Origin of the sequence: Myceligenerans xiligouense, from assembly GCF_003814695.1 — a bacterium.
GTDB classification, from domain to species: domain Bacteria; phylum Actinomycetota; class Actinomycetes; order Actinomycetales; family Cellulomonadaceae; genus Myceligenerans; species Myceligenerans xiligouense.
In genome coordinates this window covers 1,527,228-1,544,151 of record NZ_RKQZ01000001.1, presented here as the reverse complement: position 1 = coordinate 1,544,151, position 16,924 = coordinate 1,527,228, and the positions used below count along the sequence as shown (strand labels likewise).

12 protein-coding genes and 1 pseudogene are annotated in these 16,924 nt (G+C 67.3%); 3 read left to right on the top strand and 10 right to left on the bottom strand.

The window, feature by feature from the left end:
- Positions 1–36 precede the first annotated feature (36 nt).
- The 3 genes from EDD34_RS06610 to EDD34_RS06600 form a co-directional block, all read right to left on the bottom strand.
- Positions 37–1,611: a DUF5691 domain-containing protein gene (locus EDD34_RS06610; protein WP_123813854.1), complete on the bottom strand. Its 1,575-nt coding sequence runs from the start codon at positions 1,609–1,611 to the stop codon at positions 37–39.
- On the bottom strand, positions 1,608–2,936 hold the full coding sequence (locus tag EDD34_RS06605; protein ID WP_123813853.1) for an SWIM zinc finger family protein: 1,329 nt from the start codon (positions 2,934–2,936) through the stop codon (positions 1,608–1,610). Before EDD34_RS06605 ends, EDD34_RS06610 begins: the two co-directional genes overlap by 4 nt.
- Positions 2,937–3,053: 117 nt before the next feature.
- The gene (locus EDD34_RS06600) at positions 3,054–4,016 is read right to left on the bottom strand and encodes a zinc-binding dehydrogenase (protein WP_123813852.1); all 963 of its coding nucleotides are present in this window, start codon (positions 4,014–4,016) and stop codon (positions 3,054–3,056) included.
- Between the two features lie 82 nt (positions 4,017–4,098).
- Between EDD34_RS06600 and EDD34_RS06595 the strand changes: the two genes are divergently transcribed.
- Positions 4,099–4,800: a TetR/AcrR family transcriptional regulator gene (locus EDD34_RS06595; protein ID WP_123813851.1), complete on the top strand. Its 702-nt coding sequence runs from the start codon at positions 4,099–4,101 to the stop codon at positions 4,798–4,800.
- A 154-nt stretch (positions 4,801–4,954) separates the two neighbouring features.
- Here EDD34_RS06595 and EDD34_RS06590 read toward each other — a convergent pair whose 3' ends face one another.
- On the bottom strand, positions 4,955–6,355 hold the full coding sequence (locus tag EDD34_RS06590) for a glycoside hydrolase family 10 protein (RefSeq protein WP_123813850.1): 1,401 nt from the start codon (positions 6,353–6,355) through the stop codon (positions 4,955–4,957).
- Between the two features lie 294 nt (positions 6,356–6,649).
- On the opposite strand from EDD34_RS06590, the pseudogene EDD34_RS21485 reads away from it, so the two are divergent.
- Both EDD34_RS21485 and EDD34_RS06580 read left to right on the top strand, forming a co-directional pair.
- Positions 6,650–7,555: pseudogene (locus EDD34_RS21485) on the top strand (ATP-grasp domain-containing protein); the annotation flags it as partial.
- Between the two features lie 341 nt (positions 7,556–7,896).
- Positions 7,897–8,175 (top strand): hypothetical protein, encoded by a 279-nt coding sequence (locus EDD34_RS06580; protein ID WP_211341730.1) that lies wholly within the window; start codon positions 7,897–7,899, stop codon positions 8,173–8,175.
- Positions 8,176–8,472: 297 nt separating this feature from the next.
- Here EDD34_RS06580 and EDD34_RS06575 read toward each other — a convergent pair whose 3' ends face one another.
- The 6 genes from EDD34_RS06575 to EDD34_RS06550 all read right to left on the bottom strand — a co-directional run bounded on the left by EDD34_RS06575 (position 8,473) and on the right by EDD34_RS06550 (position 15,892).
- On the bottom strand, positions 8,473–8,829 hold the full coding sequence (locus EDD34_RS06575) for a helix-turn-helix domain-containing protein (protein ID WP_211341509.1): 357 nt from the start codon (positions 8,827–8,829) through the stop codon (positions 8,473–8,475).
- Positions 8,822–9,223 carry a hypothetical protein gene (locus EDD34_RS06570; protein ID WP_123813848.1) on the bottom strand — a complete coding sequence of 134 codons (402 nt, stop codon included), beginning with the start codon at positions 9,221–9,223 and terminating at the stop codon, positions 8,822–8,824. Before EDD34_RS06570 ends, EDD34_RS06575 begins: the two co-directional genes overlap by 8 nt.
- A gap of 1,322 nt (positions 9,224–10,545) precedes the next feature.
- A complete protein-coding gene (locus EDD34_RS06565; protein WP_170176984.1) occupies positions 10,546–12,270 on the bottom strand; it encodes an ATP-dependent nuclease in 1,725 nt (574 codons plus the stop codon).
- Between the two features lie 352 nt (positions 12,271–12,622).
- On the bottom strand, positions 12,623–13,864 hold the full coding sequence (locus EDD34_RS06560) for an IS256 family transposase (RefSeq protein ID WP_123813540.1): 1,242 nt from the start codon (positions 13,862–13,864) through the stop codon (positions 12,623–12,625).
- Positions 13,865–14,391: 527 nt separating this feature from the next.
- Positions 14,392–14,694, bottom strand: coding sequence for a hypothetical protein (locus EDD34_RS06555; protein WP_246012221.1), 303 nt, complete (start codon positions 14,692–14,694; stop codon positions 14,392–14,394).
- A gap of 466 nt (positions 14,695–15,160) precedes the next feature.
- Positions 15,161–15,892, bottom strand: coding sequence for a hypothetical protein (locus EDD34_RS06550; protein ID WP_123813846.1), 732 nt, complete (start codon positions 15,890–15,892; stop codon positions 15,161–15,163).
- Between the last annotated feature and the right edge of the window lie 1,032 nt (positions 15,893–16,924).

Here is a 16,924-nt window from a genome sequence, read left to right as displayed (position 1 = left end):
GGGGGGGGTGGTGTTCGTCGTTCTTACGTATGGGTTTCAGGACGTCGATGCCGGTGTCGCCGTCGTGGCGTGCAGTTCGGCGCGCATCGCCGCGAGGGTCTCCAGGTGTTCGGCGAGTTCGCCCGCGTAGCGGTGCGACGAGTCGGCGGCCGCGATCTCCCGCACCCGGTCCAGCCGGGACAGGGGCAGGCCGGTGCGAGCGGCAGCGGCGACGTTGTTCACCCACCGCTTGCCCTTGCCGTACGGCGGGGTCAGGTAGTCGAGGACGGCGTCCGACACGTCGTGGGGCCAGGGTGCGGCCACCGCGTCGAGGACCAGGTCGATGCGGGCCATGTCGTCGTGCTCAGATCGCAGCAGCGTCACGGCCACGATCGCGGCGGCCTCCGCGTCGAGCGTCCTGGCGAGCTCCAGGAGGAAGCCGTTGCCGGCGCGTGGGTCGGTGCCGAGCCTGGCGGCCAGCACGAAGTCCCCGTTTCGGGCGGCCGCGCGCGCGAGTCCACGACACAGCTCCGCTCCGAGATCCGGGACGATCTCGCGGTCCAGCAGCTCCACCGGGTCGTGGGTGAGACCGGTCCAGGCGTCGAGCGGGGCGGCTGCCACGACCTGCTCGAACCACCAGGCCCGTCGCCCCTGCTTGGTGGAGACGGGCGGCTTGAGCTCGATCCCGTCCCGCCTCAGGGCCGCATCCAGGTCTTGCGGCAGCGTGACCTGCAGGACGCCGTCGACGTCCGACACCCACGAGCGGACCCGGTCCCGCATCCGCCGCACGAGCCCGCTGCCGGGCAGTCCGAGCAGCAGTCCGGCCGCCGCCGCACGGGCCCGGACACCGGCGTCCAGCGCGCGCTCCAGCCATTCCTCGTCCGCAGGTTCCAGCGTGTCCCGCACCACGGGAGCGAGCATCGCGAGGTCCGTGGCACGCAGCCCGCCCCACGACTCCAGCAGCAGGTCACGGCCCGCGGCCGGGTCTTGTGCCCGCAACGCGGTGAGGTAGGCGACCTTGGCGTGCACGTCGCCGTCGTCCCACACCGACCGGTCGGACACGTCGACCAGGTCCGACGACGGCGTGCCGGGTCCGTCGCCGGAGGCACGCGCGACCCACGTCCACCGGTCCAGGTCGTGTGCCGCCAGCCACCGCGCCCGCGGGCCACCGAGGGCGAGCACCGGCTCGCGGGCGTCGCGCCGTCGGACACCGAGATCGAGCAGCGCGGGTAGCTGGTCGTGAGGCACCCGCCGGCCCGTCTCCTCGGCCAGGCGCAGCCACGCCACGGCCAGGCGCTGGTTGTCGTCCGACTGCGGGCCGGACAGGACCGAGGCCAGTCTCCGTGACGCGGCGTGGGGCACCGCGGCCCGCTCGTCCCGCTCGGCGGACGGCGCGTCGCCGGAGGCCGTGGTGACGACGTCGGCTCCGTCCGGGTGCGTCGTGCCGGGGACACCCGCCGACGCCCGTACTGCCAGCGCGACCGAACCGGCGGCGTGCAGCAGGCCCGCCGCATCGGTCGGGCCGGCCGGGAGGACGCCGCCGAGCACGGGGTCGGCCTCGCCGGGCAGGACACACGGACGCCGATCCGTTCCCACCAGGGCAGCGGAGAGGATCTGGTTCCACGCGCTCATGCCCGGGCCTCCGCCCCGGTGACCATGCCGTCGGCCGCGTGGACGGCGAGCGGGAGCAGCCCGTGCGGCGTCCACTCCACCACGACCGGCCGCTCCTCGCCGCCGCCGGCCGCCAGCAGTTCCCACGGCCGGGCGTGCCGCGCGAACGGCACTCCGACGCCCGCGCCCTCCAGCCGCCAGGGCGACCCGGCGCGCAGCGTGCCGCGCACCACCAGCGGGTAGCGGTCCAGCCACGGATCGGCGCCCAGCGCTCCCGCCAGCTCGTCGAACGCGTCCGGGAGCGACATCACCGACGACGGAGGCCCGGCCAGCGGCATCACCGGAGAGTGCTTCTCTCCCACGAGTGCCCGCAAGGGCAGCGCGCCCGGATAGAAGAAGAGGTCGGCCTCGACGGCCGTGCCGGGCACCAGATCCACCGGTAGCGCGGCGCCTCCTGCCGCGAACGAGAGCACGAGCGCCGGGCGGCCGGTGTCCCGGCCGCGCAGCCACACGGCACGGGCGGTGAGCTTTTCCTCGGTCGTGTCCCGGAGACCGACCACCTCCCACGTGTCACGGACGGGTGTGCCCGCCAGCACGTCGTCGGACGACGGCGCCAGGCCGAGACGGGAGCGCACGGTGTCCGCGAGCGGGCCGGGGAGCTCGTCGAGCTTTCCGGCCGCGGAGACGAGCAGGCGCAGCAGCCCGAACTCGGCGAGCAGCCGCTCCTCCCAGCCGCTGCCGGATGCCGCGACCGAGCCGCACCGCCGGACTGCCGCGGCCAGCCCCGGAACCTGGGCGTCCACGAGTCGAGCCGCGACGTCGTCGAAGACGCGGTAACCAGACCGGCCGAGTGCCGCGATGCCCGCCGCGGCCTGATCGTCGAGCCAGCGGGCCAGGTCTGCCACGCCTTGGGCGACGCGCCCGGCGCGCTCTTCGGCCCGGCGCCGGGCGGCTGCCTTCTGCGCTTCGGTCTGCGGCGCGATCTCGCGCGCTGCCTTCTTCGCGGCGCGCCCCGCGCGCGCCTTGTGCCACTCGTCCGCGAACGGCGCGGCCTGGGCCTGCTCGGCGACGGCCCCCTCGCTCCAGCGCAGCAACAACGCGAGCGCGTGCTTGCACGGGAACTTGCGGCTCGGGCAGGAGCACTTGTACGCGGGCTCATCCAGGTCGATGCAGACCTGATAGGGCGCCTTGCCCGACCCCGCGCACTCGCCCCACAGCAGAGCCGACCCGCCGCCGCGCCCGTCGTTCGACCAGTTCGTCCCCGCCACCAGTTTCCGCCCCGCCGCGAGGGACCTTGCGTCCGGTGCGACCGCCTCGACCTGGGCAGACGTCCATGTTCCGTCCATGGCACCGGACAGTAGCGGGGGACACCGACACTCCCGGACGCCGGACGTGGACCAGACCCTGCTCGGGCGTCGAACGCCTCACGCTCGAAGCCACGCCACAGGCGCCGTCGGGGTTCGTCAGGGCACCAGCACGATCCGGCCGAAGACCGTGCCGGCGTCCATCTGGCGGTGTGCGTCGGCCGCGGCGTCCAAGGGCAGTACGTCGTGGACGACGGCGTGCATCTCGCCTCGTACCGCTGCGGCGAAGTGCGCGGCCCGGGTGGTGTCCAGCGGTTCGGCGGGCACGGTGTCGAGACTGAAGGTCGCGACCGAGCGGGACTGCTGGAACCCGCTGAGCAGTCGGGTGCCGAAGTCGGCAGGTGGCATCCCGGCGACCGCTCCGACCAGGACGAGTCGCCCGTTCGGCGCGAGGCGGTCGATGAACGCTGGTGTGTCCGGTCCGGCGACGACATCGATGATCACGTCGTAGAGCGCCGGGGCATTCGCACCGCCGTCACCGGACCGATCGAGCACGTGGGTCGCGCCGAGTTCCCGGAGCCTTTCGCCGCGTTTCTCCGACGACGTCGTCACCGCCACCGCGCTCGCGCCACCACGGGCCGCGAGTTCGACGGCCGCGATACCGATGCTTCCCGCGGCGCCCCGCACGAGCACGGATTCCCCCGTGGTGAAGCGTGCGTGGGCGAGCGCGAAGTGCGCCACCGCCGCCGAATTGCCGAGGGTCACCGCGTCGATCGACGACATTTCGTCGGGGAGCGCGACGATGTCGCCGACCGGCGCGATCGCCTGCTCGGCGTAGCCGCCGCTCGTGCCCGTGAACATCCACACGCGGCACCCCGTCCAGGACGCGTCGACGCCGGCCCCCACGGCGGTCACCGTGCCGGCGACCTCGCTTCCGGGGATCGTGCCGGCCGTGAACCCGAAGCCGCTGAGGGTCCCGCGGCGGACGACGGCGTCGACCCCGCCCACCCCGATCGCCTCGGTGTCGATCACCACCTGGCCGGGCCCGGGAACAGGGCCGGGAACGTCCGTCACCACCAGGCCGCTCGGGTCGCCGAACCGTTCGATCGTCACTGCTCGCATCTGTCTCTCCTGGGTGCTGCGGTCGGTGCTACCGTCGCGACGTTAACGGACGCCCACGTCCACTTACGGGAAAGTGAGAGTCATGGCCGAGCAGGTGCTTCACTTGCGCTCCGACGCGCAGGACAACCGCGACCGGATCCTTGCGGCCGGGCGGGAGCTGTTCGCCGAACGCGGCCTGGACGTCACGATGCGGGAGGTCGCCCGCCGCGCGGGCGTGGGCCCGGCGACGCTCTACCGCCGCTTCCCGGCGCGGCAGTCTCTCCTCGACGCGGTCTTCGCCGACGAGCTGCGGGTCTGTCGGGGCATCGTGGAGGAGGGCCGGGCCGACCCCGACCCGTGGCGGGGGTTCACCTCGGTCGTCGAACGGATCAGCGTGCTCAACGTCGGTAACCAGGGTTTCGTCGACGCCTTCATGGCGGAGAGTCCGGGGAGCGACTCGTTCGCCGAACATCGTGCCGCACTCCTGCCGAGGCTCGCTGACCTGGCCCGTCGTGCGCAGGAGGCCGGCCGACTGCGTGCGGACTTCGTCCTCGACGATCTCGTGATCGTCCTGCTGGCCGGGCGCGGGCTCGCGGCGTCGCGTTCGGCCGGCAGCGTCGCTGTGGCGCGACGTTTCGCCGCCCTGGCCATCGAGGCGTTCCGTGCTTCCGATACCAACCTGCCACTGCCACAGGGAACGGCCGTAGCCGCGCGCCTGGTGCGCTCCGACCGCCAGCGGGCGGGCGGTAGCAGCCACGCCCCCCGCCCGAGTCCAAGACGAGGGCGGGAAGACCGCCGGGGGTGACATGGAACGCCAGGTTGCGGCCGACGGACCGGCGCCTGCCGGCCCACACGCCGGGTAGATTCTGCCGCCGGGATGGCCGTGCCGGCCGAACTACGTGGGCGGCTGGTCGGACGGGTTCCCGTCCGACCAGCCCCCGCGGCTCAGCGGCTGCCGGTCAGACCCGGCTCCACCGCTGGTTCGCGTCGGAGTGGCACGACCACACGATCACGGCCGTGCCGTTCGCGGTGGCCGCTCCGTTCACGTCGAGGCACAGCGACGGGAACCGGACGCTGCTGATCGAGCTGCCGTTGAACGTCCACTGCTGGTTGGTGCCCCCGTTGCAGTCCCACAGCTGAACCTGGGTGCCGTTCGCGGCGTCCGGCGGGATGTCCAGGCACTTGCCCACCATTCGCAGTGTCTGGCCGTCCTGGGTGATCTGCTGGTTGGTTCCGTCGTAGCAGTCCCAGATCTGCAGTCCCGTGCCGTTGGTGCTGGTGCCGTTCGGCACGTCGAGGCACCGGCCCGCGGACTCGCTCCGCAGGCGGAACGTGTCGCCCGGTGGCTGCGACGTGCCGCCGTTGAGCGCGTCGAGGACGGCGTAGTAGGCGGGCTTCTTGTTGCCCGAGCTGTCGAACAGCAGGGGGTTGTCGTCGCGCCAGGAGGTGTCGTCACGCACACCCCACACCGTGATGCCGGTGCACCGCGAGACCGCCAGGCACGCCTGGGTCACCGCCCCGTAGACGTTGGCCTGGTTGTTGCCCTGCTCCACGTCCAGCTCGGTGATCTGCACGTCGACACCCAGGTCCGCGAACCGCTGCAGATTGGCCTGGTAGCTGCTGGGGAACGAGGTACCCAGGTGCGACTGGAACCCGACGCAGTCGATCGGCACCCCACGGGCCTTGAAGTCCCTGACCATGTTGTAGATCCCGGTCGACTTCGCGTTGATCCCGTCGGTGTTGTAGTCGTTGTAGCAGAGCTTGGCGCCCGGGTCGGCCGCCCGCGCGGCCCGGAACGCCGCCTCGATCCAGTCGTTCCCCGTGCGCTGCAGGTTCGAGTCGCGCCGGCCACCCGAACCGCCGTCGGCGAACGCCTCGTTGACCACGTCCCAGGAGTGGATCTTGCCGCGGTAGTGGGTCGCCACCTGGGTGACGTGGTTCAGCATCGCCTGGCGGAGCTGGGAGCCCTCCATGTTCTGCATCCACCCCGGCTGCTGGGCGTGCCACGCGAGGGTGTGGCCGCGCAACTGCTTGCCGTTCTGGAGCGCCCAGTTCGCGATCTGGTCACCCCGGGAGAAGTTGAACTGGCCCTGCTGCGGCTCGGTCGCGTCCATCTTCATCTCGTTCTCGGCCGTGATCATGTCGAACTCACGGTTCAAGATCGTGGTGTACGCCGACTCGCTCAACCGCCCAGCCGGCACCGCCGCACCGAAGTACCGCCCGCTCTGCTCGGCCGCGGCACCCAACGTGCTCTCCGCGGCCTGCGCCGGCGCGGCAGCCGTCAAACCGGCGACCACCGTCGCCACGCACAACGCCGCACCCACCAAGGTGCGACGGCCTGGTCTTGATGTAGTCCTCATCGCAACTCCTCTTCTACGTGCACCTGGCGTCGTCGACAGGTGGAGACCGAACACGAGAACTCGGTCGTGTTAGCGATCACATAACTCCGCGGGCCGGCGCGCGGGCAAGGACTGAAACGATTGAATGGCCTCTCGGGAACTCAAGGTCCGACCGTTCGGGAGTTCGACTACGGATGAGTGGGCGCAGGTCTTCGTGGGGAACGGCAGTCCAGTACACCTGCCAGCGCTCGTGCTCGTCGTGAATCGATCTCCGCACCGCCCGATGGATCGCTCGATTCGGTCGACCCTGCGGGAATGACATGGCAACTGGCTCACACCTGCCGATACGGTGCCGGGATGGCCTTGCCGTTGCTCCTGGTGCCGTCCGATCCGCTCGGCCCGCGAGTCCCCGACCCTCACTTCGCACGCGAGGCCGGCGCCGCACGCCAGGGGGGCATGGATGTCGCAGTGGTGGACCACGACGCGATCATCGCCGGGGATATCCAGGCGGCGGTTCGGCAGGTTCCGACATCCGACGTAGGACGGACGACGTGGTACCGCGGCTGGATGATCCCCCCGGCTGCCTATGCACGCCTCGCCACCGGACTCCAGGCCCGAGGAGCCCTGCTGCTCACCGACCCCACCATGTATCGGGCCGCGCACGAGCTACCCGGGTGGTACGACGCATTCGCCGACCTGACCCCCGGCAGCATCTGGTCGCCGTGGGAAGTGAACCGGACACCCAAGCATGCGGACGTTGCTGCCTGGGCCGGCACGCTGGGTGGCGGCCCAGCCCTGGTGAAGGACTACGTGAAGTCCCGCAAGCACGAGTGGGAGGAGGCATGCTTCATACCCGACCTCGCCGACGTCCCAGCAGCGACACGTGTCATCGCCACGATGGTCACGCTGCAGGACGCCGACCTGAACGGCGGGATCGTCGTACGCCGCTTCGAGCCCTTCCTGCCCGACGACGCCGGACGGACCCGCGAGACACGCGCGTGGTGGGTCGGAGGCTCGCTCGCGCTGATCACCCCGCACCCTGACGCGCCCGCAGAAGCCCCGGTGGATGTCCCGGCCGCGATACTCGACGCCGTGCGCTCAGGCGTGCGCGCTCTGGGAGCTCCGTTCGTGACCACGGACCTCGCGCAGAGGTCCGACGGCGTCTGGCGCGTCATCGAGGTCGGCGACGGGCAGGTCAGCGACCTCCCCACCACACAAGACCCAGCCCCACTCACGCAAGCACCTCCGCTCGACCACCCACGACGAGCTACGAATCGCGATCGTGACCTGCATCGAACGGACCTACAACCGCCGCCGACGCCAGGACCGCCTCGGCCGTTTGACCCCAATCAAGTACGAAGCCACCATGACCACTCAGGTCGCACTTCGCGGCTCGTCATCGCCAAGGCACTGGCGCCGATCGACTCGGGCCTGGTTGCGCGAAACGATCGGAGAGACACTCTCGTTGGTGAGAGTCTCATCGATGAGACTCTCACCAACGAGAGTATCTGGAAGCGCTCTGGCGGATCGCAGATGACGAGATCGCACCCGGAACCAACGTCGTGGGGGGCTACTGGACGCGGACCAACGACCCTGAGATCGATCTGGTCGGAGCGGACCGCGAACCGATCGCCAAGACCCTGACGTTCGTCGGCTCGATCAAGTGGCTGGAGAACCGGCCGTTCGACCATCGCGATGCCGCGCGACTCGTGATCCATCGCTCACAATTGCCGGGAGCCACCGACGAAACCCCACTCGTAGCGGTGTCCCGCAGCGAGACGTCGCTCGACGGGCTCACGATCATCGGGCCCGACCGCCTGCTCACCGCCTGGGACGAGTAGGCACCTACATGCTCGAGCGAGCGGTCGGTATGGCGTCGGCTGCGGTCAGGCTGTCAAGAGCGGACGAGCCGGCCCATACGCCGGGTGAGTGCTGCTGGGGAAACGCGGAGACACGGCTGGACACGGCATCGGCCGGGAACGTTGGAATCCCGACGTTCCCGGCCGATGGCGTGGTTGGTGTCCGACGGCGGTTCGTGGACCTCTTGCGGACTGTGTGCGGACCCGCACTGGAGTCTGCCAACGACCGGGCCCGCATCCCTTCCCTACTCGGGCATCGAGCGGAGGCGCTCTCGCCGGTCAGGCCCGGCCGACAATCTCGTCCAGTGCGACCTTGTGCTCCACGTTGCCGATGCGAATCGTGACGATCGCTTCGGCACCGACGGCGTCGAAGTAGGCCTTGAGCGTCGACAGAAGCATGTCGGGGCGGGCCTCCAGCCTGGAGATGCTTGTCTGCCGCACGCCCATCTTGCGGGCCACCTCGGCCTGGGTCAGGGCGGCGACCTGACGGATCGTGGCAAGCCCTATGGCGTGCTCGCGTTCCATCTGCTCTCGCGCAGCTTCGCGCTCGGTGCGGTCGTCGTTCAGGCCCGGGATCGACTCCAGCGCCTCGAACACATCGTCGGCGGGAGCGAACTGGTCGTGCTTCTCAGTCATGGTCTGTCCCCTCGTTCTCGCGCTTCCACTGGTCGATCGCCTGGTCGGCTCGCGCGCCGACGCTGTCGTAGAACACGTCACCCATCACGGCCTTGTCAGCGGCGAAGAGGGCGACGACCACGGACTTGGAGTGCTCGTCGAACCAACAGATGATGCGGACCGCCATCTGCGGATCGAACGGATGCGACAGCCTCCACACCGGATGCTGCCGACTCTGCCGGACACGCTTGAGCGTGGCGGTGTCGTCCTCAGGTTCCTCATCGAGGGTCTTGAGGTATCTGAGTTCGTCGTACACATGCTTCGCCATCCGCACGGCGCGTTGATCGCCGGACTTGGCCTTCGCAACCAGGTCATCGACCCAGGCCTTGAACTGCCGCGACCGGTGAATCTCCATGGACCCAGTATGCACCCTAGGGCGTACGCCTTCAACTGCGTACTCTGCCGCCAGCGACGGCGGGCTTGACAACAGCGCCATCGCCGATGACAGCGGACGAGCCGGCCCATACGGCGGGTTCACCTGGAGGGTGGGGCGGTAGGTCTCGCGGTGTCCGGCGGGTTCGTTGGGCACCGCGAGAACGTTGGGGTTCTCGGGCTCCTCCGTGACCTGGGTGCGTTGGTGAGGCTGACGCCGGATGGTCTGAGACAGCGCTCATGTGTACCCAATGTGTACCGCTCGGGCGCTCTTGGCCGCACAACGAACCCGGCGTCGAGCCCGAACGCCGATGCCGCCAACTGATGGACCGGCGAGAGGTTCGAGGTTCACCCGCCCGATCCGATCGGTGGCGACCATGCAGATGCTAGGTTCACGCAGATGCCCGACCAGCCGGCAATCGACCCCGAAGAGCGGCGCCTCATCTACGCGACCGTCGCCGCTCGACGCTTCCAGTGGGACAGCCTCGTATGGCAGGTCCCCGTCCTCAACCTCACGGCGCAAGCGTTCCTCTACTACACGATCCGCCCTTGGTCCCGAGTCGTCCAGCGCCGCACGGATCACGAGCGCCGTGATCTCCATTGTGATCACGGCGCTGTCAGTGACTCTGATGGCGAGGCACCGGCAGGGGGAGATCACCGATGCCCAATGGCTCGTGGAGTACGAGACGGCCCTCCCCGAGGCTTACCGGCAGCACGGTCTCCCTTGGCAGGAACGTCGCGATCAACAACGTCCCGACCGTGGTGCCTTCCGGCTACTCGTCCGGAACGCCGCCCAGGGAAACAGAGGATGCGGGCAGGATGCGCACTAGGGTCGACAGAGACCGGGCCTTGGCGGATGACAGGTTCTACACAACCGTTGCCCCACTCACTCCGAGATCCGCTCCCTCCCGACACTTGGCGGGGTCGGGACCGACGAGGGCCGTCCCCAGATGCTGTCCATGTCGCGGTGCTCCACATCGTGCGCGGTGCCGAGTGCATCGGTACACGGGGGCGATAATCCCACCTTCCAGGTACCGCTGGACGCGCAGACATTCGTGCGAGCCCCGCAGCAGCGCGTCTCGAGCAGCGGCGGCGTCCCGCCAAGGTAGACAAATCGCTGCGGACACGAACTCGTACGCGTCGTCTCAGCGTACTGGATCGTCGACCCGTTTGAAGTGCACGCCCATAGCCAGTATTTCCTCCGACCCGACGAGCAAAGTACTGACTGCGGCAGCCGCCCTGCGACCTGACCATCGCGTTGAAGATGCCGGCACGGACCTGATTCGGGGAAAGCGTCAGAGTGAACTACTGGCTCTCACTAACGAATGCGCGCACGTCACGGATCAGACTCCACGCTTCTGACTCTTTAGCAAACAACTCGTGTTCCAGAACATGTTGTAGCCAGACCTGCTTGTTGCCGCCAATCTTCGAATGGAAACTTTCAAGTTCGCCTACCGGGAGAATGAACAATCCGATCCGCCTAGAAGCACCCAAGATGTCACCAAAGGCATCCATCGGATCTCCGCGATTTATCGCGCCGTGGCCCTTCTTCTTGACTTGCTTCCAGCCGGACTCGGGCTTTACTACAGCAACAATTTGCTCCACCTCTTGTCTGGACAGCGTCTTCGCCCCTGATTTCTCAATGATCTCCGCGATACTGTCACGGACATGATCGCGGGTTGCCTCGACCTTGCCATCGCGAATCGACGAACTCAATACGTTGTAACGTCCCTCAATATCGGTGAATGTACCGCCCATCGCCTCGAACAACCGCTTGAACTCGTCCCTATTGGACAACAGATCGATGTCTGCGATTACAGCGGTTGGCACGGCAGCTGCATCCAGAGCCGCGTACGCTCGCCGCAGTCGATTCTTACCACCACAGTGAGTGAACAGCAGGTCGGATGACGGTAAGCCATCCGAACCTTCCATTGCGCCAAGCACCGCTGAATAGTATGTGCAATCCGATTCTGCCTCGCAAAGGACTACACCCTTGTAGAATATGCCGTCCAGTATGTGAGAATATCGCATCAGAGGATCCTTATACAGATCCTTGATGCTGTCCGGGTGGACCTGGGCGACGTTATTCTCTGCATCTGTCGGCCTGGTGACGCGAACAACCGAAACATCCGCAGCAACTTTCGCCGCATCAACCACACCACGCACAAAGTCGTTGCTGTGTGTTGCTACAATTACTTGCGGGCCATCATTGGCGCTGATCTCCGCGATTATTTGGCCGAGGAGCCGCGCTTGGGGCGGGTGAAGGAACGTCTCCGGCTCATCGAGAAGCACGATGTCGCGGATATCGGTAGATAGCGTAAGAATCGTACCCATAAACGCCTGCATTCCCGCGCCTTGCCGCGCCAGGTAAGGAAGTTTTAGTAGCTCACGCAGATACTCGTGAGACTCTCCGATCCTTTGCTCTTCCACGTCGACCGAGCCGATGTGAATATGCACCTTCCGTCCCGCATGGCGATTCACCAGAAGCGGAGTGTTGAATGCACGCTCCATATAGCCGCTGAGGGTCGACTCCAACCTTCGATCCTCAAACAGTTTCTGAATCGGCATTAGCTGCTCTTGAGTTCCCGTGAGATCTGGCACATCTCGACTCGCGAGCACTCCACCGCGCCCCTCGGCCTTGAGATGAGTCACGAGTACCGATGCTATTTGGCCGAAATGGTCATTCTGCTTGCACGCATCCTGCATTTGGGTATCAGAGACCTCATCACCATCAGGCAAGAGGAATGTGTTGGCATGGAATGACTTTCTATCGTGGCGAGTGCCCGCCTCGTAGAAGCGAGTGCGCTCCTTTATTCGATCCGCGAACTCGTTGTAGGCAGGCATTTCGACGGAAACTCTTGCGATTGGCCCAGGAAGGTTGTTTGGTCGGCTGGATGGATGCGATGATATCTCGCGCCTGATCCCCTCAAGGACCGCCGATTTTCCAACATTGTTGGGGCCGACGATCAACGTTACGTGAGCGCTCGGTTTAAAGGATTGGTCGCTTGTCGTCAGGGTGACTTCGGTCACTGTCGGTCTCACAGCCGCACCATAGCGCTGACTGAGGTGAGTTGGCGGGTGGAGCGCGAAGACGCCCTGGCGGGCCAAGCAGGGGTCGAACCCGGAGTGCCGAGCGGCTACCCCGACGAGCGTGTGGCTGGGAGCGGCATCGCCAACGTCATGGTCATGCGCGGACCGGAGTCGCCGCGTTCTCAGCGAGAAGAACGCTGAGGTGGTGGGCGAACCGTTCCTAAGGTCTGAGGTCATCGTCTCCGTTCAAGGGCCAGACCACGACGCCCCAGGTTCCATCTGGTCGGCAGGTAGAGCGCGGGACGCGGTCAAGTCCCGAGTAGTGGTGTAGCGCTTGGTGATCCTTGTTGGGTCAGGCGCTGAGTTCGAGGACGGTGTCGACCTCCGTTCCCGTGGTCGTGGTGGGGTTCTGGCGGCAGCGGGTCAGGACTTCGAGGCCGAGGTAGCGGCGTCCTTCGGCCCATTCGTCGGTCTGTTCGGCCAGCACGGCGCCGACGAGACGCACGATCGCGTTCCTGTTGGGGAAGATGCCCACCGAATCGGTGCGGCGGCGGATCTCGCGGTTGAGTCGTTCGGTCGGGTTGTTCGACCAGATCTGGGTCCACACGTCTTTGGGGAAGCTGGTGAACGCGAGGATGTCGGCGCGGGCGGTGTCCAGGTGGGCGGCGACATCGGGCAGCTTGGTGGCGACGTAGTCCAGCAGCCGGTCGAACTGGGCGTGCACGGCGGTGGCGTCGGGCTGGTCGTAGACGCTGTGCAGCATGGCCTTCACGGCGGGCCACATGTTCTTGGGACAGATGCTCATCAGGTTCGCTGCGTAGTGGGTCCGGCAGCGTTGCCAGACCGCGCCGGGCAGGTTCGCCGCGATGGCTTCCACGAGGCCGGCGTGCGCGTCGGAGACGACCAGGCGGACCCCGGCAAGGCCGCGGGCGACGAGATCTGCGAAGAACTCGTTCCAGGCCGCCCCGGTCTCACTGGTGGCCACCCGCATCCCGAGGACCTCACGGTGACCGTCACCGTTGACCCCGGTCGCGAGCAGCACGACCGCGTTGATCACCCGCCCACCTTCCCTGACCTTCATGGTCAGCGCGTCCGCGGTCACGAACGTGAACGGGCCCGCGTCTGTCAGCGGGCGGTGACGGAAGGCGTCGACTTGCTCGTCCAGGTCGCTGGCCATCCGGCTCACCTGCGACCTGGACAGGCTGTTGATGCCCAGCTGTTTGACGAGCTTGTCCATCCGCCGGGTGCTGACCCCGGCGAGGTAGCAGTCCGCGACCACCGTGATCAGCGCCGACTCCGCACGCTTCCTGCGCTCGAGCAGCCAATCAGGGAAGTAGGTCCCCGTGCGCAGCTTCGGGATCGCGACGTCCAGGGTCCCGACCCGGGTATCCAGGTCACGGTGGCGGTACCCGTTACGGCGCGCGGTGCGCTCCGGGCTGCGCCGGCCCCACTCCGCGCCGACCACGGCATCGGCGTCAGCGGACAGCAGCGCGTTGATCACCGTCTGCAACAGGTCACGCATCAGGTCCGGGGAGGCCTCGGCCAGGGCCTCGCCAAGCAGGCCGGCAGGGTCGACAATATGAGGTGCGGTCATCGTGATGTTTCCGTTCGAGGGTTGCTGTGAAGGGTTGCTCTCGAAGGATCACGCGGTGGCCGCACTACGTCACGTCGAAGACGACGAGCCCGGCGACCGCTACACCACTATGAGGGACGCAACTCGGGACGACGCTGTGAACTGGAAGAGACCCCACACCTGACTCGGGTGCCGGCCACTTCGTACCTGGCACCTCCGGCGGCACCTTCTGGATGCAGAGGATCGAGGCACGGTGCCCCTGGCCGGGCACACGGCCGAGTCATAGATCCGCATGGCCAACCAAAGGCAGGGCTCTTCCGAGGTCACGGCACGTTGGCAAAGTTGGCATCGGATGGGATGAGATGGTGCACACGTGTACCCGATGCGCGCCGCCCCCCTTACAGCACGGCGTTCCAAACCAAGACTTGGAAGCGGCGCCGGACACCCATGCCAGCCCGCAAAATCACCCCTGCTTGGGTCTCGGACAGCGCCGGTGCGGTCCATATCGGGTGCAGCCCTCCGGAATCCCTCGGAGTAGCCGACCTCATTCAGTCGAGCGGCGGACGGTAGAGAACCTCGACGAAGCGGATCTCGTCGTCGACCACGTCAAGGATCAAGAACCCGTCGGGCCACGGCTGGCCGAGCCAAAGGTTTCGATGTCCTGCACCGTAGGCCCCGTCAGGTGGAGCAGCGGTATGGAAACTCTGGCAGAACTCGTCGGTGCATGAGCACATGGATACGACGGTGAGCCCCTTGACCGATCCCGCGAGGTCGATCTCTCCGTCGTGGAGCAGCGCGTCGCGGAGCTCGACTGCGAAGACGGGCCACCGCTCGACAAGCAGAGCTGCCACGCCCAGGTTCCTTCCACTGCGCTGCACGATGACCCCGTGCTGGATGAGCCTACCGCGACGCGACGGCCACGAACGGCGGCCGACGCTGCGCAACGCACGAAGCACTCGTGGAGGTCAGCCGCCGTTTCCCCGACATCACGAGACCTTGTACGGGCCGCCAGTCGGATACCGTAGTACAGCTCGAAGTCGGACCCGGGGGATGGCCGGTGCTGGCTGCGTTGGGATCGTTGGAATCTCGCGGTTTCCGCGTTGGCCGGTGCCGGTCGGATCGGGCTGGCGCCGGACATCTTGTGGACTTTTCCTGGACTGGGTGCTGGCCCGTGACCCGGCGCAGACACGCGCTCTGGGCGTGAGAATCAAGGTCGACGAGGGGCGGTTCGTCGAGACCATGACGGCTCAAGGGCTTGATCGCCGTGTGTCAGTCTGCTCGTCGCTCTCTCTGCGCCGACCCGTCGATGCAGCATGCTCAGGAGGACCCCTTTGACCTTTCACGTTGCCGTGTGCGTTTCCGGACGACGGCACGCGCCTGGTTCTGGCGGTCCTCGTTACTGGCTTCTCGGACCGCCCGCCCGTGGGGCGTGTGGGTGAATCCGTCGAAGAACGCTCCCTGGTCGATGTGGGCGGCAAGGAGGCGGAACCTGTCGGCGCTGCGGTTGGTTCCCAGCGGTGGGGGCTCGAAGTGGAAGAAAATCGCCGGGTCGGACGCGGACCGGCTCAGGTACAGCAGGCTGTCGTGGATCCATCGCCCCGGGCTCGTCTGGACCGACGGCGGGCCGAACCGCTCGATGATGCTGCTGCCCGTGGCGTCGCTCTCCGTGAGCCCGGGCACGGCAGCACGCACCGCGGCGTACTCGTGCGGGCTGAGCGGACGCTCGACATCGAACCAGCCGAGTCGGTAGGCGCAGGCAGCAAACATCAAGGCGGTCGGCGCCGGCCCCTGGACCCCGAGCACGTTGTGGTAGGCACCCGTGACACCGATCGGAGTCCACGCGCCACGCTCCTTCAGCCCGTCCAACTCGACCGCCCACGCATCGGGTCGGCCTTCGGCGATGGCCAGCGTGTCCCCGAGTAGCGTCATCCCGGTCTGCACACCACCTGGCCCCGGGACGTACATCCCGGGCCGACGGAGCATGCCGTTGATCCAGGTGCGCAGGTGAGTGATAGTCGCATCAAGGCGGTCGGTCTCGTCGTCGGACACGTTGGCATCGTAGAGCGCGGGGCCGACGGCGATACCTCCTGCGGTTGTAGGAAGCTGTGGCAGTAGAGGGTGGCGGCGTCGTAGTCCTCGGCAATCTTGCGGACCATCTGCGGACCGGCGCCCTCCTCGCCAACAGCAAGTCAAGCCCCGGAAAGCGGACGAGCCGGCCCGTACGCCGGGTTCTCCTGGAGGGCGGGGCGGTATGTCTCGCGGTGTCCAGCGGGTTCGTTGGGCACCGCGAGAACGTTGGAGTTCTGCCGTTCCTCCATGACCCAGGTCCGTTGGTGAGGCTGACACCGGATGGTCTGAGACGGTGCTCACGTGTACCCAATGTGTACCCCGGCCGAAGCGTTCCACGATGGCGCCGAGCGCGACGGCGCGGTCTCAGGGTCATGACCGGGACTCGTGGAAGTCTCCGCGGGCGAAGTCGAGCAAGTCCTCGAACGCCGTCGACAGATCAACGCTAGGACACCCGCAGGGTCGGTAGTAAGCAGGAGTCAGACCGCCGCGGCCGAGGGTACCCGATCCTTGCGGGATCCGGTGGGAAGAGACTGCCAGCCGTACGCGACCACGTCATGCCGTAGGAGGTCCAGTACGCGTCCGCGCCACCTGACTCACGAACCGTCGTCCGGGCGCGTCGACGGACCATCTGCACCGTCAGACCCGTCGTCCATGTCTTCTCGTACCGCTCGCTTCTCCGCCCGACGTGCGAAGAATATGCCCGTCGTGCCACGCGCCTCAGGCACGACGAATAGCCCTGGCCAGGCGAACCAACGTTCTATCGCCGCCCACAACCACATGAATGCGACTGCCGCAACCCACCAGCCCGCGAGCCCGCGAGCCCATTGTCCAGCGCCCGCCGCCCAAGGACGGAGACCCAGATCACGAATCCTCCGGTCAGAGCGGCACCCAATCCGAATTGAAACATCGTTCTGATGGGCGCTGCAGCCTCGGCCACGTCATTCCAGTAGCGTGCGGCCCACTCCTCAAGATCGTATGCCTCGCCCCGTCCAGAAAGACGCATCGCCAGTC

Excerpts from the sequence above, each read along its gene's own strand:
- EDD34_RS06560 (WP_123813540.1), bottom strand. The coding sequence starts at position 13,864 with ATGACCGCACCTCATATTGTCGACCCTGCCGGCCTGCTTGGCGAGGCC.
- EDD34_RS06595 (WP_123813851.1), top strand. The coding sequence starts at position 4,099 with ATGGCCGAGCAGGTGCTTCACTTGCGCTCCGACGCGCAGGACAACCGC.
- EDD34_RS06610 (WP_123813854.1), bottom strand. The coding sequence starts at position 1,611 with ATGAGCGCGTGGAACCAGATCCTCTCCGCTGCCCTGGTGGGAACGGAT.
- EDD34_RS06570 (WP_123813848.1), bottom strand. The coding sequence starts at position 9,223 with ATGGAGATTCACCGGTCGCGGCAGTTCAAGGCCTGGGTCGATGACCTG.
- EDD34_RS06600 (WP_123813852.1), bottom strand. The coding sequence starts at position 4,016 with ATGCGAGCAGTGACGATCGAACGGTTCGGCGACCCGAGCGGCCTGGTG.
- EDD34_RS06575 (WP_211341509.1), bottom strand. The coding sequence starts at position 8,829 with ATGACTGAGAAGCACGACCAGTTCGCTCCCGCCGACGATGTGTTCGAG.
- EDD34_RS06590 (WP_123813850.1), bottom strand. The coding sequence starts at position 6,355 with ATGAGGACTACATCAAGACCAGGCCGTCGCACCTTGGTGGGTGCGGCG.
- EDD34_RS06605 (WP_123813853.1), bottom strand. The coding sequence starts at position 2,936 with ATGGACGGAACATGGACGTCTGCCCAGGTCGAGGCGGTCGCACCGGAC.